General features: G+C 65.4%; 16 protein-coding genes. 10 read left to right on the top strand and 6 right to left on the bottom strand.

The window, feature by feature from the left end; genetic code table 11:
- The first annotated feature begins 18 nt into the window (after window positions 1–18).
- The 3 genes from OU419_RS08830 (at window position 19) to OU419_RS08820 (ending at window position 1813) form a co-directional block, all read left to right on the top strand.
- Window positions 19–954: a bile acid:sodium symporter family protein gene (locus OU419_RS08830; RefSeq protein ID WP_254476693.1), complete on the top strand. Its 936-nt coding sequence runs from the start codon at window positions 19–21 to the stop codon at window positions 952–954.
- Between the two features lie 131 nt (window positions 955–1085).
- Entirely contained in the window at window positions 1086–1400 is a 315-nt protein-coding gene (sugE, locus tag OU419_RS08825; protein WP_254476692.1) for a quaternary ammonium compound efflux SMR transporter SugE, read from the top strand.
- A gap of 203 nt (window positions 1401–1603) precedes the next feature.
- Window positions 1604–1813, top strand: coding sequence for a cold-shock protein (locus OU419_RS08820; protein ID WP_024763416.1), 210 nt, complete (start codon window positions 1604–1606; stop codon window positions 1811–1813).
- Window positions 1814–1876: 63 nt separating this feature from the next.
- Here the strand turns inward: OU419_RS08820 and OU419_RS08815 are convergent, their stop codons facing one another.
- The 4 genes from OU419_RS08815 to OU419_RS08800 all read right to left on the bottom strand — a co-directional run bounded on the left by OU419_RS08815 (window position 1877) and on the right by OU419_RS08800 (window position 7755).
- On the bottom strand, window positions 1877–3751 hold the full coding sequence (locus OU419_RS08815; RefSeq protein WP_254476691.1) for an MFS transporter: 1875 nt from the start codon (window positions 3749–3751) through the stop codon (window positions 1877–1879).
- Window positions 3752–3911: 160 nt separating this feature from the next.
- Entirely contained in the window at window positions 3912–6077 is a 2166-nt protein-coding gene (locus OU419_RS08810; protein WP_254476690.1) for a TonB-dependent receptor family protein, read from the bottom strand.
- Between the two features lie 200 nt (window positions 6078–6277).
- Window positions 6278–7129, bottom strand: a complete 852-nt coding sequence (locus OU419_RS08805; RefSeq protein WP_254476689.1) for an AraC family transcriptional regulator — start codon at window positions 7127–7129, stop codon at window positions 6278–6280.
- Between the two features lie 56 nt (window positions 7130–7185).
- Window positions 7186–7755, bottom strand: a complete 570-nt coding sequence (locus OU419_RS08800) for a GNAT family N-acetyltransferase (protein ID WP_254476688.1) — start codon at window positions 7753–7755, stop codon at window positions 7186–7188.
- 272 nt (window positions 7756–8027) lie between these two features.
- On the opposite strand from OU419_RS08800, the gene OU419_RS08795 reads away from it, so the two are divergent.
- Window positions 8028–11504, top strand: coding sequence for a PAS domain-containing hybrid sensor histidine kinase/response regulator (locus tag OU419_RS08795; protein WP_254476687.1), 3477 nt, complete (start codon window positions 8028–8030; stop codon window positions 11502–11504).
- A 38-nt stretch (window positions 11505–11542) separates the two neighbouring features.
- Here OU419_RS08795 and OU419_RS08790 read toward each other — a convergent pair whose 3' ends face one another.
- Window positions 11543–12001 (bottom strand): DMT family transporter, encoded by a 459-nt coding sequence (locus OU419_RS08790; protein ID WP_254476686.1) that lies wholly within the window; start codon window positions 11999–12001, stop codon window positions 11543–11545.
- A gap of 83 nt (window positions 12002–12084) precedes the next feature.
- On the opposite strand from OU419_RS08790, the gene OU419_RS08785 reads away from it, so the two are divergent.
- On the top strand, window positions 12085–13014 hold the full coding sequence (locus OU419_RS08785) for a LysR family transcriptional regulator (RefSeq protein WP_254476685.1): 930 nt from the start codon (window positions 12085–12087) through the stop codon (window positions 13012–13014).
- A gap of 46 nt (window positions 13015–13060) precedes the next feature.
- Window positions 13061–14311 carry an MgtC/SapB family protein gene (locus OU419_RS08780; RefSeq protein WP_254476684.1) on the top strand — a complete coding sequence of 417 codons (1251 nt, stop codon included), beginning with the start codon at window positions 13061–13063 and terminating at the stop codon, window positions 14309–14311.
- Between the two features lie 13 nt (window positions 14312–14324).
- Here the strand turns inward: OU419_RS08780 and OU419_RS08775 are convergent, their stop codons facing one another.
- Window positions 14325–15023: a MerR family transcriptional regulator gene (locus OU419_RS08775; RefSeq protein ID WP_254476743.1), complete on the bottom strand. Its 699-nt coding sequence runs from the start codon at window positions 15021–15023 to the stop codon at window positions 14325–14327.
- A 391-nt stretch (window positions 15024–15414) separates the two neighbouring features.
- Between OU419_RS08775 and OU419_RS08770 the strand changes: the two genes are divergently transcribed.
- The 4 genes from OU419_RS08770 to OU419_RS08755 all read left to right on the top strand — a co-directional run bounded on the left by OU419_RS08770 (window position 15415) and on the right by OU419_RS08755 (window position 20404).
- Window positions 15415–16299 (top strand): M24 family metallopeptidase, encoded by an 885-nt coding sequence (locus OU419_RS08770; protein ID WP_254476683.1) that lies wholly within the window; start codon window positions 15415–15417, stop codon window positions 16297–16299.
- A complete protein-coding gene (locus tag OU419_RS08765; RefSeq protein WP_254476682.1) occupies window positions 16296–18068 on the top strand; it encodes an SDR family oxidoreductase in 1773 nt (590 codons plus the stop codon). Before OU419_RS08770 ends, OU419_RS08765 begins: the two co-directional genes overlap by 4 nt.
- A gap of 8 nt (window positions 18069–18076) precedes the next feature.
- The gene (locus tag OU419_RS08760; RefSeq protein ID WP_254476681.1) at window positions 18077–18967 is read left to right on the top strand and encodes a metal-dependent hydrolase; all 891 of its coding nucleotides are present in this window, start codon (window positions 18077–18079) and stop codon (window positions 18965–18967) included.
- A 90-nt stretch (window positions 18968–19057) separates the two neighbouring features.
- Entirely contained in the window at window positions 19058–20404 is a 1347-nt protein-coding gene (locus tag OU419_RS08755; RefSeq protein ID WP_254476680.1) for an NAD(P)/FAD-dependent oxidoreductase, read from the top strand.
- Window positions 20405–20558: the final 154 nt, after the last annotated feature.

The raw sequence follows: 20558 nt of genomic DNA, 5'->3' as shown, positions 1-20558 counted from the left end.
ACAATACAAGGAAAGCCCATGCGTGCCCTTGCCCTGCTCAGCCGCTTCTGCGGCAACGCCTTTCCGCTGCTGGTCCTGCTGTTCGCTGTGCTGGCGTATTTCCAGCCGGGCTGGTTCAAGGGGCTGACGGGCGCCATCGTTCCGTTGCTGGGCGTGGTGATGTTCGGCATGGGGCTGACCCTGAAGGGCGAAGACTTTCGCGAAGTCGGGCGCCACCCCGCTCGGGTGATCATCGGCGTCCTGGCCCAATTCATCATCATGCCGGGGCTGGCCTGGGTGCTGTGCAAGGTGCTGGCGCTGCCGGACGAAATCGCCGTCGGCGTGATCCTGGTCGGCTGCTGCCCGGGCGGCACCGCATCCAATGTCATGACCTGGCTATCGCGAGGAGACGTCGCGCTGTCGGTGGCGATCACCTCGACCACTACCCTGCTCGCTCCGCTGGTCACTCCGGCCCTGGTCTGGCTGCTGGCCTCGGCATGGCTGCCGGTGTCGTTCAGCGCGATGTTCATGTCCATCCTGCAGGTGGTCCTGCTGCCGATCGCACTGGGCCTCATCGTCCAGCGCATGCTGGGCGGCCGGACGCAAATGGCGGTGGACGTCCTGCCGCTGGTGTCGGTGGTCAGCATCGTGGTGATCATTGCCGCGGTTGTCGCCGCCAGCCAGGCGAAGATCGCCGAATCCGGCCTGCTGATTCTCGCCGTCGTGATGCTGCATAACGGCCTGGGCCTGCTGCTGGGCTATCTCACCGGTCGTCTTAGCGGCATGCCCCTGGCCCAGCGCAAGGCGCTCGCCATCGAAGTCGGCATGCAGAACTCCGGCCTCGGCGCGGCGCTGGCCAGCGCACATTTCTCACCGCTCGCCGCCGTGCCCAGCGCTCTTTTCAGCGTCTGGCACAACCTTTCCGGTTCCGTGCTGGCGGCGTGCTTCCGGCGCATGGAAGACAAGCAGAAATAGCACTGAATATTCCCCGCGGTTGCCATCGCCGCTCACGATGTGCAAAATACTGCACAAGTGAGGACGACCTCACCACCTTCCGGTGACCCAGCGGGGACGGCCCTATTACCTGCAACCGTCTGGAGTCCCCCATGTCCTGGATCATCCTGTTCGTCGCCGGCCTGTTCGAAGTCGCCTGGGCCGTCGGATTGAAGTACACCGAAGGTTTCACCCGCCCGCTCCCCACGGTACTCACCGTTCTGGCGATGGCTACCAGCGTAGGTCTGCTGGGCCTTGCCATGAAGAATCTGCCGTTGGGCACCGCCTATGCCATCTGGACCGGCATTGGCGCGCTGGGGACCGTCGCAGTCGGCATCTGGCTGTTCGGCGAATCGATGGCGCCGGTGCGCATGCTCAGCGTAGCGCTGATTCTGTGCGGGTTGGTCGGTCTGAAACTGAGCCATTGACGCTGCATCGATTTCGATGCCGGCGGGCTGTCGCTTTCCTGAAAATTTGTCGGTATGCTGCGGACCACTGTGTTTGCTTGGGTCACTGTGGCTCGTGACCTGGCGGGGTCATACCCCGCCACCCGGCTTCGACTGCACCTTGCAACTCAGGACGAGCGCGGACTTTCCGCACAACAATCTTCAATTGTTCAAGGTGTAATTCCATGTCGAATCGTCAGACCGGCACCGTCAAGTGGTTCAACGACGCCAAGGGCTTCGGCTTCATCACTCCGGAAAGCGGCAACGATGTCTTCGTGCACTTCCGCTCCATCCAAGGCACCGGCTTCAAATCGCTGCAGGAAGGCCAGAAGGTCTCCTTCATCGTTGTTGAAGGCCAGAAGGGCCTGCAGGCTGACGAAGTTCAGGTTATCTGAACCGCGACACGCCCATGAAAGAGCCCCGGCACTGCCGGGGCTTTTTCTTTGCCTGAGGAAAACTCAGCGCGCCGCGCCGCGCAGGGCCGCCACCTGTTCCTGAAGCCGCATGCGGCTGGCTTGCTCAGGCGCCAGCGGTTGCCCCGCCACTAGGCTGACCCGCGACCACAGCCGGCGGAAGAAGCCCTTCTGCGGATCGCGGCTGAAGAAGCTGCCCCACAGCCCCTGCAGCGCCATTGGAATCACCGGCACCGGGGTTTCCTCGATGATGCGCTCCACGCCCCCACGGAACTCGTTCATCTCGCCATCCTGCGTCAGCATGCCCTCGGGGAAAATGCACACTACCTCCCCTTCGCGCAGGTACTCGGCAACCTTGGCGAACGCCTTCTCGTAGGTCTCGGCATCTTCGTTGCGCCCGGCGATCGGCACCGCGCCCGCGGTACGGAAGATGAAGTTGAGTATCGGGATGCGGAAGATCTTGTAGTACATGACGAAGCGTACCGGCCGGCGCACGGAGCCCGCGATCAGCAGAGCGTCGACGAAGGACACGTGGTTGCAAACCAGCACCACCGGGCCTTCATCGGGAATGGCATCCAGGTTGCGGTGCTCGACACGGTACATCGAGTGGGTCAGCAGCCAGACCAGGAAGCGCATGGTGAACTCGGGCACGATCTTGAAGATATACACGTTCACCGCGACGTTCATCAGCGATAGCACGAGGAACAACTCGGGGATCGTCAGCTTCGCCACCGACAACAGCAGGATCGAGACGATCGCTGCGACCACCATGAACAGCGCGTTGAGGATGTTGTTGGCAGCGATCACCCGCGCGCGCTTGCTCTCCTCCGTACGCGCCTGGATCAGCGCATACAGCGGCACGATGTAGAAGCCGCCGAAGATACCGATGCCGAGGATGTCCGCCAGCACCGCCCACGACTGCGAATGCTCCAGCACCGCTAGCCAGTTGTGCGGCTGCGCACCCTGCGGGAAGTCGCCGGAGTGCCACCACAGCAGCACGCCAAACAAGCTCAGGCCGATGGAACCGAACGGCACCAGGCCGATCTCCACCTTCTTGCCGGACAACTTCTCGCAAAGCATCGAGCCCAGCGCGATACCTACGGAGAACACGGTCAGAATCAGCGTCACCACGCTCTCGTCGCCGTGCAACAGTTCCTTGGCGTAGGTCGGAATCTGCGTCAGGTAGACCGCACCGAGGAACCAGAACCAGGAGTTGCCCACCAGCGAGCGCGATACCGCAGGCCGCTGGCGCAGACCGAGCATCAGGATGCTCCAGGACTGACGGAAGACGTTCCAGTCGATGGCCAGCCCCGGCAACGCCGCCGCCGCGCGCGGGATGGCGCGGCTGGCGAGGTAGCCACAGGTCGCCACCAGCACTACCGCAATGGCAACACCGGCAGCGTAGTCCTGGCGCGACATCAGCACGCCCGCGCCGATGGTGCCGGCGAGAATGGCGAGGAAGGTCCCCATCTCAACCAGCGCATTGCCGCCCACCAGCTCATCCTCCCGCAGGTGCTGCGGCAGGATCGAATACTTCACTGGCCCGAACAACGCCGAGTGCGTACCCATCGCGAACAGAGCAAGGAACAGCAGTGGCAGGCTGCCCAGTGCGAAACCGGCCGCGCCGACGAGCATGATGACGATCTCCGCAAGCTTCAACGCACGCATCAGCGCATCCTTGTTGTACTTCTCGCCGAACTGCCCGCCGAGCGCGGAGAACAGGAAGAACGGCAGGATGAACAGCAAGGCGCAGAGGTTGACCAGCAGACTGCGATCGCCGGCGACGGTCAGGTGGTAGAGGATCGCCAGGATCAGCGACTGCTTGAAGATGTTGTCGTTGAACGCCCCCAGCAATTGGGTGACGAAGAATGGCAGGAAACGCTTCTTGCCCAGCAGGGCGAATTGCGAATGTTGAGTCATCGTCCTTGTTTACCTGCGTAATGGCCGCGTGGCCGGAATGACACCACGGATATGACGGCGATTGCGTGAAGGAAAGCCACATCGCCGATGCAAAATGTGTCATGCGGATATGAAAAAGCCCGTCACGGGGACGGGCTTTCGGCCAGGCGACGAACGTGGATCAGAAACCGACGCTGCCCTGCATGAAGAACGTGCGCGGCTCGCCCAGATAGATGCCCGCGTTGTTGTCACTGGAGCGCGTATAGCTCAGCTTGTCGAAGACGTTCTTCACCCCGGCGGCCAGCTTCAGGTTCGACAGTTGCGGACCGAAATCGTAGCCCACGCGGACATTCCACAGCATGTAGCCGGGGATATCGCCGTACTGGCCGTCGGCGCTAGGCTCAGTGATGTAGTTGTTGGTGAAGTTACCGTTCGAGTCGGTGGTCGGGCCCGGCGCGCGCTGCTTCGACTGGGCGAAACCATCGAGGTTGTAAGTCCAGCGATCGTGTTCGTAACGCAGGCCGACCGTGGCCACCTGGCGCGAATAGAGCGGCAGGTCGCGACCCTTGAAGCCGGGGATGTCGCCTTCGTAGGTCGCGCGGGTATAAGTCAGGGTGCCGTAGGCGGTCAGGCCCGATAGCAGCGGGTCGAGTGCTGCCATGTCATAGTGCACCGACGTCTCGACGCCCTGGTGCTTGGTCGCGCCAAGGTTGGTCCAGCCCACATCGTTACTGATGTATTGCAGCTCGTCGTCGAAGTCGATGTAGAACAGCGTGACCTCGCCGCCCCATACGCCATTGTCGTAGCGGGTGCCCACTTCGTAGGTCTTGGCCTTCTCCGGCTGCAGGCCGTTGGCCGTGTCGTTGCCACTGCCTCCCTGGCCGAGCTGGAAGTACTGCAGGCTGCCGAAGGACGTTTCGTAGTTGGCGAACAGTTTCCACTCATCGGACAGGTGATACATCACCGCCAGCGCCGGCAGCGGCTCGTTGTAGTCCTTGCTGCGCTTCTTCTCCTGTACCGGCTTGCCCTTGTTGTCGAGCACCGGACGATCATGCCAGTCGGTGGAGATGCTTTCGAAGCGGATGCCCGGGGTGACGGTCCAGTTGCCCACGTCGATCTTGTCGTCGATATAGATGGCGTTGGCTTCAGTGCCGCCAGTCCGGTCCTGATAGGTATGGCCGTCGGCTCCCTTGATCGGCACGGGCACGTTGTCGACCAGGCCGACCTGACTGGCTCGCTCGTGCATCGCTTCCTTCAGGTAGCGATAACCGACGCTGGCCTCCTGGGTGGTCGGGCCGACCATGAAAATCTTCGACACGCGCGGTTCGACGCCGAAGGTGTGGTAGTCGCGCGGATAGGACGCCAGTGTCTTGAGGTCGCGGTTCGCGATGTTGCTGCCGCGGAAGCTGTCGCTGTAGTAGGTCAGCACTTCCACCTGTGTCAGTTCATCGATCTGCCGCTTGTACCTGAGCGAAACGTCCTTGCGGCGGCCGGTGAAGTTGTCCCAGTCGCGCACGGACTGGTACGGATCCTTGTCGAACTGAGCCTGGGTCAGGCCTCCGGGCATGTCGGCGGAGCCGTCGTAGTAGTGGAAGTTGGCAGAAAACTCGTCGACGTCGGTGGGCGCCCAGTGGGTCTTGAACATCACGTCGTCGATGTCGGTGGCGTCGTTGCTGTCGCGGTAGCCCGCGCCCTTCACGCCCGAATACAGCAGTGCGGCGCCCATGCCGTTGTCGGCAGTGCCGCCGAGGAAGGCGTTGTAGAGCTTCTTCCAGCCGCCGTGGGAGGCAGTTTCCACGGTGCTGCCGACATCGCCGGAGAACTCCCTGGGAATCGCGCGGGTGACGAAGTTGATCACCCCGCCGACGTTCTGCGGGCCATAGCGCACGGAGCCGGCACCGCGCACGACGTCGACGCTGTCGAGGTTGCCCACTGACAGCGGGAACATCGACAGCTGCGGCTGGCCATAGGGCGCGACGGCAGCCGGTACGCCATCGATGAGCACAGTGGAGCGCGGCGACAGGCGCGAGGTGAGGCCACGCACGCCGACGTTGAGGGACACATCGCTGCCGCCGGTACCGTTGTTGTCCTGCACCTGCACGCCGGGAATGCCGCGCAGCACGTCGCGCACATTCTGCGCGCCCTCTTCGATCATCTTTTCGCGGCGCACCACGGTGCGGGCGCCGGGGTGGTTCTGCACCACCTGCTGATCGGCGTCGCCAAGCCAGTCGCCGACCACGGTGACGGTCTCCAATTCCTTGGTGTCTTCCTCGGCCTGCGCCGGCAGCAGCGGCGCGGCCAGGGTGATGGCGATCGCCAGGCGCGACCACGAACGGACTTGCGACATGCTTCCCCCTCCCCGGGTACTTCGTGAAGGGGGAGGAAATTAGAACTGATTGTAAATTTTGTAAATGCAAATGTATCGCAAATGACAAAATATTCCGGTTGACTCAGATTCTCTTTTCGTTATTTGAACGACACGCCTGCAAGTGCAACGACAGGCCAGCCAGCGCTGCGACAGATCACCAGAGCGTGGGCGGCGAACAATCAGACCGAGCGGAACGACCGAGCGCACGCCTGGCGGTACTCGCCAGGACCGACGCCATAAGCCTGCTTGAACTGCCGGCTGAGGTGGCTCTGGTCGGCGAAGCCCAACTGCGTCGCCACGTTTACCGGCATGCAGCCCTGCTTGAGCAGCGCCCTCGCCTGTTCCAGTCGGCGCTGCTTGAGCCAGGCGTGGGGCGGCAGGCCGGTGGCCTTGCGGAACACGCGGGCGAAGTGGAACGGCGACAGGCCGACGGCAGCGGCCAGTTCCTCCAGCGATGGCGGCTCCATCAGCCGCGAGCCTAGCAGTTCGCGGGCGCGCGCCACGGCCACCGGTTCGTTGCCAGCCGGTGGCGCTTCGGGAATCCGCGCGTGACGCTGGAACAGCAGCAGGAGCGCCTCGCGCCAGCAAGTCTGGCGCTGTAGCACGCTGGCGTCGGAGTCCACCAGGCGGTGAGCCGCGAACAGCGCCTGCACCAGCTCCGGATTGAACACCACACTGGCGTCGAACGACGGCGTGCCGCCTCTGCCCAGCTCCAGCTCCTCCAGCACGCCGGAGACCTGCGCCAGCTCCGGGTAGAAACCTCGGTAACGCCAGCCGGCGTCGTCGGCCTTGGAGCCGGTGTGAACCTCGTCGGGGTTGATCAGCACCACGCTACCCGACGGCGCGAAGTGCTCGGCGCCGCGATGGTGGAAGCGCTGCGCACCCTGCTCGATCATGACGAAGGCGAAGCCTTCATGGACGTGGGGCGAGAACACCTGCTCGATGTAGCGTGCATGCAGCAGCTCGACGCCACCCAGCTCCTGGGCCCGCCAGAACCGTGTCTTCTCACCGCTCGCGTTGCCTTGTGCCATCTCTCGTTCCACCGACTGCCCGCCGCAGGGCGGTCAATCACCTTACATCAGTGCCCTCAGCCGGAGAAACCAGCCTCGAGCGCGGCCTTCACCTGTGGCCACTCATGATCGGTGATGCTGTAGAGGATGGTGTCGTCGAGGCGCCCGCCAGCCAGCCGGCGATGATTGCGCAGCACGCCTTCGCGCACTGCGCCGAGCTTCTCGATAGAGCGCTGGCCGCGCTGATTGCTGGCGGCGGTCTTGAACTGTACGCGGACCATCTTCCAGCTATCGAAGGCATGACGCAGCATCAGGTACTTCATGGTGGCATTCAGGCCGCGGCCATGCTGCTCCTGGTCCAGCCAGGTGGCGCCGATCTCGCAGGCCGGCAGCGCCGGGAGGAAGTCCATGAAGCGCGTGGTACCGACGATCCGGTTGCCCAGCCGTACGACCAACGGTAGCGCGCGGCCATCACGCTGCTCCGCAAGGCCCTGGCGATACCAGTCCGGGCGCTGTGGCGCGCTCATGAACTGCAGCACCTCGCGGTTCGCTTCCGCCAGCGTCACCAGTTCCGGCACGTCGGCCTCCACCATTGGCTCCAGGCGCAAGGCCCCGCGCTGCAAGGTGATGGGTAACGGTCTGAACATGGCGCCCTCCTGAAGTGCGTCGACGCGAGAAACACGCTCCTTTCAGAGCGTAGCGGCTGCCCGAAGTGCCGCTCCCGGAAAGGGTCGCGACAGACGGGCGGCTCCGAAAAGGCGGGCACGCTACCAGCCCGGCATGCGCACCTCAAGCAAGAAGCGCGACACAGTACCACTGAGACATTGGTAGCAAGCGTCTGACACTTCTGAACTTTGGTGCGAAACTTCCTCTATGCCACAGCGCTCCTGCGGGGGAGCGAGTCATTTCCGGAGTTAGCATGTCGTTGTCCAGCGGGCTGATCGCTACGGTCGCCCTTCTCTACATGGCGGTCCTGTTCGCCATCGCCTTCTATGGTGACCGCCGCCGTGCCCCTCTTTCACCGCGTGTTCGCGCCTGGGTCTACAGCCTCTCCCTGGCGGTCTACTGCACCAGTTGGACATTCTTCGGTGCCGTAGGCCAGGCCGCCGGCCAACTCTGGTCATTCCTGCCGATCTACGTCGGCCCCGTGCTGCTGATGCTCTTCGCACCCTGGGTCCTGCAGAAGATGATCATGATCAGCAAGCAGGAGAACATCACCTCCATCGCCGACTTCATCGCCGCACGCTATGGCAAGTCGCAGGCTCTGGCAGTGGTGGTAGCGCTGATCTGCATTGTCTGCGTGCTGCCCTACATCGCCCTGCAGCTCAAGGGCATCGTGCTCGGAGTGAACCTGCTGATCGGTGCCGGCGCCGACGCAGGCGGCATCCGCGCCCAGGACACCGCGCTGATCGTCTCGCTGGTGCTCGCCCTGTTCACCATCGTCTTCGGCACCCGCAGCCTGGACGTCACCGAGCACCACCGCGGCATGGTTCTGGCAATTGCCTTCGAGTCGCTGGTCAAGCTCACCGCCTTCATCGCCGTCGGCATCTTCGTCACCTACGGTCTCTATGACGGTTTCGGCGACCTGCTGGACAAGGCCCGCGTCGCGCCGCAACTCGCCGAGTACTGGGAAGAAACCGTGCACTGGCCGGCGATGCTGCTGCAGACCGGCGTGGCGATGACCGCCATCATGTGCCTGCCACGCCAGTTCCACGTGCTGGTGGTGGAGAACATCGAGCCGCGCGACCTCAACCTCGCCCGCTGGGTATTCCCCGCGTACCTGGTGCTGGCCGCCCTGTTCGTGGTACCGATCGCGCTGGCCGGGCAGATGCAGTTGCCGGCCGGAGTCATCCCCGACTCCTTCGTAATCAGCCTGCCGCTGGCCGAATCCCATCCGGCGCTGGCCCTGCTGGCCTTCATCGGCGGCGCCTCCGCCGCTACCGGCATGGTCATCGTTGCCAGCGTGGCGCTGTCCACGATGGTCTCCAACGACATGCTGCTGCCCTGGCTGCTGCGCCGCAAAGGTGAGGCCGAGCAACCGTTCGAAGTGTTCCGCCACTGGCTGCTCACCGTGCGCCGGGTGAGCATCGCGCTGATACTCCTGCTGGCCTACGTCAGCTACCGCCTGCTGGGCTCCACCGCGAGCCTGGCTACCATCGGCCAGATCGCCTTCGCCGCCATCGCCCAGCTCGGCCCGGCGATGATCGGCGCCCTGTACTGGAAGCAGGCCAACCGCCGCGGCGTATTCGCAGGGCTCGCCGCCGGCTCGCTGCTGTGGGCCTATACGCTGGTGCTGCCGGTCGTCGCCAAGGGGCTGGGCTGGTCGCTGGAAACCTTCCCCGGCCTCGCCTGGCTCGCCGGTCGTCCGTTCGGTCTATCCATCGAGCCGCTGACTCTGGGCGTATTGCTGTCGCTGATCGGTAACTTCGCTCTGTTCGGCCTCGTCTCCGTATTTTCCCGAACCCGCGTCTCCGAGCACTGGCAGGCCAGCCGCTTCATCGGCCAGGAAATCTCCCAGAAGCTCAGCGCGCGCTCGATGCTCGCGGTACAACTGGAAGACCTGCTGATGCTCGCCGCCCGCTTCGTCGGCGAAGAACGCGCCCGGCAGAGCTTCATCCGCTTCGCCTACCGCCAGGGCAAGGGCTTCACTCCCAGCCAGAACGCCAACGACGAGTGGATCGCCCACACCGAACGTCTGCTCGCCGGCGTACTCGGCGCCTCTTCCGCGCGCGCCGTGGTGAAGGCTGCCATCGAAGGCCGCGAGATGCAGGTGGAGGACGTGGTGAAGATCGCCGACGAAGCCTCCGAAGTGCTGCAGTTCAACCGCGCCCTGCTGCAAGGCGCCATCGAGAACATCACCCAGGGCATCAGCGTGGTCGACCAGTCGCTGCGCCTGGTCGCCTGGAACCACCGCTACATCGAGCTGTTCGAGTACCCGGACGGGCTGATCTACGTTGGCCGGCCCATCGCCGACATCATTCGCTACAACGCCGAGCGAGGCCTGTGCGGGCCCGGCGATCCGGACCTGCACGTGGCCAAGCGCCTGTACTGGATGCGCCAGGGAACACCGCATACCTCCGAGCGGCTGTTCCCCAACGGCCGGGTGATCGAACTCATCGGCAATCCGATGCCCGGCGGCGGATTCGTAATGAGCTTCACCGACATCACCGCTTACCGCGATGCCGAGCAGGGGCTCAAGGACGCCAACGAAGGGCTGGAGCAGCGCGTTCAGGAGCGCACCTTCGAGCTCTCGCAATTGAACCAGGCGCTCACCGAGGCCAAGGGTAACGCCGAGGCCGCCAACCAGTCGAAATCACGTTTCCTCGCCGCGGTAAGCCACGACCTCATGCAGCCCTTGAACGCCGCCCGGCTGTTCTCCGCCGCCCTCGCTCATCAGGAAAAATTGCCCGACGAAGCCTCCGAGCTGGTGCGCCACCTCGATTCCTCACTGCGTTCGGCGGAAGACCTGATCACCGACCTGCTGGACATCTCGCGCCTGGAAGGCGGCCGGGTCAGCGCCGATCACGCGGCCTTCCCGCTGGACAACCTCTACGACACCCTCGGAGTGGAGTTCCGCGTACTGGCCCAGGAACACGGCATCGACTTCCACGTGCGCAGCAGCAAGCTGCGCGTGGAAAGTGACATCAAACTGCTGCGCCGGGTGCTGCAGAACTTCCTCACCAATGCCTTCCGCTACGCCAAGGGCCACGTGCTGCTTGGCGTGCGCCGCGAACCGGGGCACCTGCGCCTGGAAGTCTGGGACCACGGCCCCGGCATCCCGCAGGACAAGCTTCAGGTGATCTTCGAGGAATTCAAACGTCTGGACAGCCACCAGACCCGTGCCGAAAAGGGCCTGGGTCTCGGCCTGGCGATTGCCGACCGGCTATGCAAGGTACTGGGCCACCGCCTGGAAGTACGCTCCTGGCCCGGCAAGGGCAGCGTCTTCAGCGTCAGTGTGCCGCTGGCCCGCCAGCCGGCTCCGGTGGCGCTAAACGGGCACAAGGTGGAAGCCCCGGAGCAGCTCAACGGTGCGCAAGTACTGTGCGTGGACAACGAGGACAGCATCCTCGTCGGCATGAACAGCCTGCTCACCCGTTGGGGCTGCCGGGTGCTCACCGCACGCAGCCGCGAGGAGTGCCAGGCGCTGCTCGACGGCGATGCGCGCCCGCAACTGGCGTTGATCGACTACCACCTCGACGACGGCGAACTGGGCACCGACCTGATGGCCTGGCTGCGTACCCGTCTGGGCGAACCGGTACCCGGCGTGGTGATCAGCGCCGACGCGCGCCCGGAACTGGTGGCGCAGATACACGCAGCCGGCCTGGACTTCCTGCCCAAGCCGGTGAAGCCGGCGGCGCTGAGGGCACTGCTCAGCCGCCACCTCAGCCTGCGCTGAACCCCGCCCGGCCTGGCATACACGCCAGGCCGGGGGGCTCACGCCACCCGGCCGCGCCATTGCAATAGCACTACCCCGGCGATGATCAGCGCAATCGCCAGCACCCCTTCGGCGGATAAACGCCGCACCGGGAATCCTGCCCAGCCGAACTGGTCGCACAGCGCCGACATCAGCATCTGCCCGGCTACCACGCACGCCAGGAAAGTCGCCGCACCCAACTGCGGCGCCAGCATCACCGCCACCGTCAGGTAGGCTGCGCCGAACACACCGCCAAGCCAGCCCCACCAGGGCGTGCCGACGATGCCGGTAGCGACCGGCATCGGCACACGCAATGCCAGCAGCGCGACGATCACTACCGCCAGGCTAACGCCCAACGATGCCAGGCTGGCACTCAGCGGGTGTCCCAGTTGGCGGCCGAGCAGCGAGTTGCTGCCGGCCTGCAGGGCAACCAGCGCACCTACGCCGATGGCAGGCAACAGCAGAAGCAGTTTCGACATCGATGATCCTCCGTTTCTTGTCGACTGCATTGAGCTTCTGCTATCCATCTGGCGCATGGAAATTAAAGATCGGTACATATGTAATGCACTCCATTCATGACTTGCGCCGCATTGACCTAAACCTGCTGGTGATCCTCGACGCGCTGCTGGACGAGCGCCACGTCACCCGAGCCGCCGAACGCCTGGCGATGACCCAGCCAGCAGTCAGCCATGCCCTGAACCGTCTGCGCGATCTGCTCGGTGATCCCCTGCTGGTGCGATCCGGCAACCAGATGCAGCTCACCCGCCGCGCCTTCGAATTGACCGGGCCGCTGCGCGACCTCCTCGGCGGCGTGCGTCGGCTGGTACTGGGCGATGCCTTCGACCCGGCCAGCGCCGAGTTGAACCTGCGCCTGGGCATGTCCGACTACGGCGCCTGGGTCGCGCTTCCCGGCCTGTTGCGCGTGCTGCGCCAGGAGGCGCCGGGGATTCGCCTGGAGGTCTGCCAGGCCTCGCGGCTGGACATGGCCACGCAGGTTGCCAGTGGCGAACTGGACGGCGCGCTGGGCGTGTTCCCGCTGCTGCCAGAGGGGCTGCGTGCGCAGCGTCTGTTCGAGGAGCGCTTCACCTGCCTGTGCGCCGCAGAAACCCTTGGCGAGCGTACGCGCCTGACGCTGGACGAATACCTTGCCGCGCCGCACCTGCGGGTAGCCTTGCAGCAGAGCCCGGCGGAAGAGATCGACAGCCACCTGGAGCGCCTAGGCCAGCAACGCAAGGTCATCGTCACCGTGCCGCATTTCAGCGTCGCCCCGGCGCTACTGGCTGGCACCGACCTGCTGCTGACCATCGCCGAACGCATGCTCCCGGAGGACCTCGCCAGCCAGGGCCTGGCTCGCTTCGAACCGCCGCTGCAACTGGCGCGGATAGAATTCGTACAGATCTGGTCCGAGACCAGCCAGGATGACCCCGCGCGGCGCTGGCTGCGCGGCAAGCTGGCCGGTTTGACCTGCGGCAACCAGCCCGCGGGAGCCTGACCTAGACTGCCTGGACGCCCCTTTCCTACAGAAGAATCCACAACCCATGCTGGAAACCGTCCTGGATCTGACCACCGCACTCGCCATCGGCCTGCTCATCGGCACCGAACGGGGCTGGCGCCAACGCGACAGTGACGATCTGCGGCAGATCGCCGGCCTGCGCACTTTCGCCCTCGCCGGCCTGCTCGGCGGGCTTGCCGCCCTACTTGGTGGGCATCTGGGCGTGGCGGTATGGGTTGCGGTGCTCGGTGCCATCGCCCTGCTCGCCCTGGCCGGCTATCTGGGCGACCTGCGCCGCAGCGGCGACCAGGGCATGACCAGCGAAATCGCCCTGATAGCCACCTTCGTCCTCGGCAGCCTGGCGGTCACCGACCAGCGCCTGCTGGCCGCCGGCTGCGCGGTCGTGGTGGCGCTGCTGCTGAGCCTCAAGGAGACCCTGCACACCGCGCTCAAACGGCTGACCTTCGAAGAATTGTCCGGTGCCTTCAAGCTGCTGTTCATCTCGGTGGTGCTACTGCCGGTACTGCCCAACCAGGGCTACGGCCCCTGGGAGGTATTCAACCCCTACGCCACCTGGTGGATGGTGGTGTTGATCGCTGGATTGGGCTTCGCCGCCTACCTAGCCATCCGACTGGTCGGCGCGCGCAAGGGTCTGCTGATCACCGCATTGCTGGGCGGCATCATCTCCTCCACCGCCATGACCCTTACCCTGGCGCGCCTGCACGAACGCCGCGCGCTCGAACCACTGCTGGCGAGCGGCTTGCTGGCCACCTCGGCGCTGATGTTTCCCCGGGTGATGCTGGAAATCGGCGCGCTGAACCCGGCGCTGCTAGGCCGCCTCGCCCTGCCGCTGAGCGTTGCTACGCTGGTCTATGCCGCCGGCGCGTTCTATCACTGGCGCCGCTCCCGCGAGTCGAACAGCGTGGCAGGTACCGAAGCCCCGCTGCGCAACCCCTTCGAGTTGATGCCGGCATTGCGCTTCGCCGCTCTGCTGGCGCTGATCCTGTTCCTCGTCGAAGCGTCAAGGCGCTACCTTGGCGACGTGGGGGTCTATCTGGTGTCACTGATTTCCGGCCTGGCCGATGTGGACGCCATTACCCTGTCCCTCGCCCGCGGCGCCCAGGGTGACCTGGCGAACAGTGTCGCCGCCCAGGGCATCGCCCTGGCGGTGCTGAGCAACAGTGTGGTGAAGGGTGGGCTGATCCTGGTGGCCGGCGGGAAGCGGCTGGCGCTGCTGACGCTGCCGATCTGCGCGGCCGGCCTGCTCTGCGCCGGAGCAGTCCTGCTCGCGATGTAGCCGCCGGCCCAGGTTACTCGGGCGTTTCCAGACGCCGCAGAATTTCGCCGACACGCTCGCCGAGCATCTCGTTGGCCGAACGCTTCAGGCCACGTGCCAGTTCCACCAGCACCACCTGCTCGGCCACTGGCCGCAGGCGCTGGAACACTTCGGCGAGCCGCTCCAGGTCCGCCGCGCCCGGCAACAGGTCAGCGCCGGGCTTGTCCACCAGGTGAGTCACCACCAGGCGCACGATACCGGCGGCCAGGTGCTCGGTATCGCTGCGCAGCACCGCAAGATGATCGAGCAGAGCCGCCAGCGGGATGCCGGCGCGGTAAAGCTCGACACCAGCATTGAACAAACGCGGACTGGGGATACTGATGCGCTCGCCATCGAAAGCCAACAGCCCTTGCGCCAGAGCCTGGTCGATCACCGAATCGTTCAGTTCGCCACCGAAAAGCGCCTGCAGCTCGCTGAACTCGATGCTGCCGGGCGACTCCAGGTTCCACGGGCCGACGATGGCCTCGTCGAGCCCCAGTACATGGTCCAGATCATGGCCACGCTCCCAGCTTTCGAGCAGTTCCCTGATATTGGCGATGTTGTAGCCGCGCTCCAGCAGGCGATTGATCAGGCGCAAGCGGCGCAGATGACTGGCGAAGTACACCCCGGCCCGGCCACGACGCTCCGGAGGCGGCAGCAGGCCGCGATCCTGATAGGCACGCAGGTTGCGCACCGTGGTGCCGCCCTCGCGGGCCAGCTCATCCACCGTGTATTCGCGCTCGTCCTCCATCCCGGACGATGCATCCTCCGGGCGCTGGAGCAGGCGTTGCAGGAGATTCAGGGGTGTGCTCATGGGCCGGATGATAGCCAGCGTCGCCGCCACGCCACAATCCAAAGAACTAATCCCTTGGTGATCCGCCGCACAGCCCGGACGCCCAACCAAAGACGGGAAGTGCATCGCCGCGACTCCACCCGATCCGGCACAAGCCGCGCCGACAGCGGCTTACCGACGAGGTAACACAAAACCCCGGCGCGCACGGCATAGCGCGAAGGCCGCCAATGGGTCAGCATCGATCGTGACATTGCTCAATGTCACGATAACAACAACCAGCCTGGAGAAAGTCATGTCCCAAGGCGCCTGGGTGCCCACTCCCGAAGACCTGCGGCACTTCCGCGACATTCAGCAACTTGCCTACCGCTGCTGCGAAACCATTGCCGGCGAATTGCGCCCGGGCATCAGTGAGCGCGAAACCGCTGCACTGATGAAGACCTGGCTACTCGATCACGGCGTACGCGACTGGTTCCACCAGCCCTTCGCCTGGTTCGGCCCGCGCACCTCATTCAAGGGCTTCGACGGCCTGCGCCATTTGGGAGGTTTCAACCTGGCCTTCTACCCTGGCAAGCAGCGCCTGGAAGAAGGCATGCCCTTCATCCTCGACTGCGCGCCGACCCTGGGCGCGTACACCGCCGATGTCGGCTATTCCGGTGCGCTGGGCAGCAACCTGCTGGTGGAGCGCCTGATGGACGACCTCCTGGCCCACCGCAACCTGATCGTCGAACAGGTACGCCAGCGCCTGCCGCTGGCCGAGGTCAGCCAGTCGGTCGACCGCCTCTGCCAGCGCCAGGGCACGCTGCCGCGGCACAAGGCCTATCCGTTCGAAGTCCTGGCGCACCGGGTGGAGAAGCTCGGCGCGCGCAATTCCGGCCCATCGGTGGCGCGCTTTGGCGTACGCAACATCGCCACGCTGATGAAGAACGCCCTGATCACCGGCCGCCGCGAGGGCTGGTCGCCGCTGTGGTCGAGCAACGACCGCTCCCGACACGCTCCGACGCCCGGCCTCTGGGCAGTGGAGCCGCACCTGGGCCTGCGCGGAGTGGGAGCGAAATTCGAGGAGCTGCTGGTGGTCACAGAGGACGACGCCTACTGGCTCGACGACGACCTGCCCCATGTCCGCCGCTGGCTGGCGCGCGGGCTGATCAGCGCTCCGGCGCGGCGGGAGGTGGCATGAACGCCATGCTGGAGAACGCGCTGCCCGCCCCGGAGCGGCTGGATGTGCAATCGGGCGACGTGCGCCTTGCGGTGTGGCGCTGGGGCGACCCGAGCCTGCCGATGGTGCTGTTCGTCCACGGCTACCCGGACAACCACGAGACCTGGCTACCGCTGATCCGCAGCCTTGCCGGGCGGTTCCAACTGGTTGCCTACGACGTGCGCGGCGCCGGCGAATCGGACAAGCCGCGCAAAACCCGCGACTATCGTCTGGAACTGCTCAGCCGCGACCTGAAGGCGGTGCTCGATACGGTCAGCCCGCAGCGCGCGGTGCACCTGGTCGCCCATGACTGGGGTTCGATCCAGACCTGGGAAAGCGTCACCGATCCCCAACTGCGCACACGCATTGCCTCCTATACCAGCATTTCCGGCCCCTGCCTGGATCACGTCGGTTTCTGGATGCGTGATCGCCTGCGGCGCAGGACGCCACGTGCGCTACTGGAAATGTTCAGCCAACTGCTGCACTCCTGGTACATCTACTACTTCCATCTGCCACTGCTGCCGGCGCTGTCCTGGCGGCTGGGCGCGGCCCGGCTGTGGCCTCAGTACCTGCGCAGGGTAGAGGGCGTGTGCAACCCGCGGATCAATCCCCATCAGGCCAGCGACGGCGAACATGGGGTGAAGCTCTACCGGGCCAATTTCATCACCTCTATCTTCAAGCCACGCAAACGCCACACCGAAGTGCCGGTGCAACTGATCGTGCCGACCCGCGACCGCTACGTCGGCCAGCAACTGTTCCAGCAACTCTCGCTGTGGGCGCCCCGCCTGTGGCGGCGCGACGTTACCGCCGGGCACTGGCAACTGCTGGCGGAACCGAGCCAGTTGGCGCGCTGGATCGGAGACTTCGTCCAGCACATCGAGGGCGGCGAGGCCGGCCCCGAATTGCAGCGCGCCGCGCTCAAGCCCGGTTCCGGCCCGTTCGCTGGCAAGCTGGTGGTAGTCACCGGCGCAGGTGGCGGCATCGGTCGCTCGGCCCTGCTCAGCTTCGCCGAGCGTGGCGCCAGCGTTCTGGCCGCCGACATCGACCCGGCAGCCGCCGAGCGCAGCGCGGAACTGGCCCGGGCGCTTGGCGCCAGCGCTTTCAGCTATTGCGTGGATGTCGGCGACAGCGCTGCGATGGAACGCTTCGCCCACTGGGTGAAAAGCAGCCTGGGCGTGCCGGACGTGGTGGTCAGCAATGCGGGCATCGGCATGGCCGGGCCGATGCTCAAGACCAGCCCGGAAGAATGGGAGCGCCTGCTGCGCATCAACCTGTGGAGCGTGATCGATGGCTGCCGCCTGTTCGGCCAGCAGATGGTGGATGCCGGCAAGCCCGGCCACCTGGTCAACGTCGCCTCCGGCGTGGCCTTCGCACCCTCGCGCAATTACCCGGCCTACGCCACCAGCAAGGCGGCGGTGCTGATGCTCAGCGAATGCCTGCGCGCAGAACTGGCAGGACGCGGCATCGGCGTCAGCGCGGCCTGCCCGGGCTTCGTCGATACCGGCATTGTCCAGGCCACGCGCTTCGCCGGCCTGGATGACCAACAGCAGGCCAAACATCGCGCCAAGGTGCAGCGCTTCTATCGCCGGCGCCGGCTCAGCCCCGACACCGTCGGCGAGCGTATCGCCGATGCGGTGCAACGTAATCAGCCAGTAGTGATGGTGGGCAGCGAAGTGCACCTGGGCGCCCTGCAATGGCGCTTCATGCCCTGGCTGTCGCGCCTGTTCGCCCGCCTCAACCTCACTGTTTGAGAGCCCTCATGAACGACCATCATCACAAGCTGGTGCAACGCAAGGTGCAGTTCGACTACAACAACTCGCCGCTGCACTGGATTCCCGGCGAACCCGAGGCGTCGCACGCGATCAACGTCATCCACATGATGTTGCCGGCGGGCGAGCTGTGGTTCTGCCGCCTGTACAACAAGGCCCTGCCCTTCGTGAAGGAAGGCAATCTGCGCGACGACGTGCAGGGGTTCATTCGCCAGGAGGCGATGCACGCGCGTGCCCACTCCGGCGCACTTGAGCGCTACCTGAGCCACCACGGTATCGATTCGACGCGCTACCTGAAGGTCATGGACTACCTGTTCGGACAATTGCTCAGCGACACCCCGCTGGGCTTCACGCTGTTCAACCGCACGTCCTGGCTAAAGCGCTGGTGGATTGGCCAGCGCTGCGCCATCGTCGCAGCGGTGGAGCACTTCACCTGCGTGCTCGGCAAGTGGATTCTCGAAGCCGATGCACTGGATCGCGCCAAGGCCGACCCGGTACTGCTCGATCTGTTCCGCTGGCATGGCGCAGAGGAAGTGGAGCACCGCAACGTCGCCCACGACCTGCACGTGCACCTGGGTGGCAGCTTCGTCAGCCGCCAACTGTGGATGTTCGTGGTCCTGCCGCTGATCATTTACCTGTTCGCCTTCGGCACCCGCACGCTGTCGAGACAGGACCCGAGCATCGCCAGGCCACGGTCGTTCGCTGCAATCTGGCGTGACGGTTCGCGAAACGGCGTGATGCCGAAGATCAGCTCGGTGATCACCAGTTTCATTCGCTACTTCAAACCCTGGTACCACCCGGATCACGAAGCCAATACCCAGGAAGCGCTGGATTACCTGGCCCGCTCGCCGGCCGCCAGCCGCGCGGCGCGCGCCTCCTAAGGCACCTGCCCGCGTGCCCGCGCAGTGGTGGCGCGGTGCATCGCGATCGCATACTGCGGCATCCACCACTCGATACAGGGATGCCGCCGTATGCCGATGGGAACCTACCCTCTCCACCCCGCCCTTGCCTCCCGCGTGGAGCGTCTGCCGGAACAGGTGGACGTGGTCATAGCCGGCAGCGGCATCATGGGCTGCGCCACCGCCTGGTATCTCGCCGGGCAAGGCATGAGCGTACTGGTGCTGGACAAGGCCGGGCTGGCCAGCCAGCAGTCGACCCGCGCCTGGGGTTTCGTCCGCCAACAGGCGCGCGATCCGGCGGAAGTACCGTTGATGATGGCCGCCATTCCCCTCTGGGAACGCCTGGAGGAAGACCTGCAACTTCCGCTGGAGTGGCGCCAGGGCGGCTGCCTGTACCTGGCTGAAACCCCCGAGCAACGACAGAAATACGAGGACTGGCTGAAAATCGCCTCCAACTTCGGCCTTGATACCCGCCTGCTCGGCCGCGCCGAGGTCACCCGACTGATGCCTGCACTGGCCGATCCCGGCCTTGGTGGCCTGTACACCGCCAACGATGGCCAGGCCGAACCGCGCCGCGTTGCGCCGGGCTACGCGCTACGCGCCAGCGAGCGCGGAGCGATGTTCATCGAAGGCTGCGGCGTCACCGGCATCGACCGGGCCGCCGGCAGCATCTGCGGTGTACAGACCGAGCGCGGCTATGTGAAGACCAAACACCTGCTGGTTGCCGCGGGCGCCAGTAGCTGGCGGCTGGTCGAGAGCCTGGGCCTGGAGCTGCCGCAGCAGGCCGTGCGCTGCACCGTTTCACGCACCAGCCCCGGCCCGGATGTCGGCGCGCAGAGCTTCATCGGCCACGGCATCGGCTTCCGCCAGCGTACCGACGGCAGCCTCAACCTCGCCGACGAAACCCAGGCCGACATCGACCTCAGCCTCGACTACCTGCGCGGCGCGAAGCACTACCTGCCGCACCTGCCAGCCAACCGCGCGAGCTTCTCCTTCAAGCTCAACGGCGCACTGCTGCACGACCTGCGCCAGCGCCTGCCCGGCTCCGAGCGCAGCGTCAACGGTGCGGTGCTGGGTGAGCGCGATCCACAGGTGGCGGCGAACCCGTCCCGTGTCTTCGCGGCACAGAGCAACCTGGCCAAGGCCTTCCCGGCCTTGCGCGGGGTAAGAGTTGTGGAGAGCTGGGCGGGCCTGATCGACGTGCTGCCCGACGGCATACCGGTGCTCGACGCGCCAGCGGAAGTGCCGGGTCTACTGATCGCCACCGGCTTCTGCGGGCATGGCTTCGCGATGGGGCCGATCGCCGGCAGGCTGATGAGCCAGTGGCTGCTGGATGGCCAGCCGGGCATGGACCTGCATGCGTTTCGCCTGCGGCGGTTCGCCGATGGCACGGCGGGCAAGCCCTATTCGCTGTTCTGAGCAGCCACGTTGCGCGAGTGCATGATTGCTGCCCGCGAAGCGCATGGCTCGAAGCCAGCACAAGCGGGAGCCACGCGCCAGCACAGAGGCGACTGCTTTGTGGTGGGCGGCGCGCAGCGATCTCCATCGAGCGGCGCGCAACCCTGCTGAGAGG

Origin of the sequence: Pseudomonas triclosanedens, from assembly GCF_026686735.1 — a bacterium.
Lineage (GTDB): Bacteria > Pseudomonadota > Gammaproteobacteria > Pseudomonadales > Pseudomonadaceae > Pseudomonas > Pseudomonas triclosanedens.
Note: the sequence above shows the minus strand (reverse complement) of the source record. Positions and strands in the feature narration are given on the sequence as shown.